Raw genomic sequence first — 444 nt, 5'->3', positions numbered from 1 at the left:
CATCTTGATGGCCGTCAACGATAGTATCGCTCAAATGAACTTCGGAGCAGCGATTTTGGCTACGCTGTTTGCTTATGATGGCTGGATTTTACTTGCGGCGCTTGGGGGTGAAATGAAAAACCCTGAGAAACTGCTGCCTCGTGCAATGGCAGGCGGAATTTTAATCGTGACGGCTTGTTATCTCTTTATTAATGTCGCACTTTTGCACGTGCTGCCAGCTGATCAAATCGTCCAGTTAGGTGAAAATGCGACAAGCACTGCTGCTACCATGCTCTTTGGGCCAATTGGCGGGAAAATCATTAGTATTGGGATCATCATCAGCATCTTTGGCTGTTTGAACGGAAAGGTTCTTTCATTCCCACGTGTGATTTTTGCGATGGCAGAACGAAAGCAGATTCCTTTCGCCAACGCGATTTCGCGGATTCATCCAACGTTTAAAACACC

Annotated in this window: 1 protein-coding gene; it reads left to right on the top strand. The window is 46.6% G+C overall.

The genetic code is table 11. The annotated features are described in order from the left end of the window. A partial coding sequence (locus GFC01_RS18200) for an amino acid permease (protein WP_152948515.1) occupies positions 1 to 444 on the top strand: 444 nt, incomplete at both ends.

This window comes from Desulfofundulus thermobenzoicus (genome assembly GCF_009428905.1).
In the GTDB taxonomy this organism is placed as follows: domain Bacteria; phylum Bacillota; class Desulfotomaculia; order Desulfotomaculales; family Desulfovirgulaceae; genus Desulfofundulus_A; species Desulfofundulus_A thermobenzoicus.
This window is presented reverse-complemented; position numbering and strand designations above follow the sequence as displayed.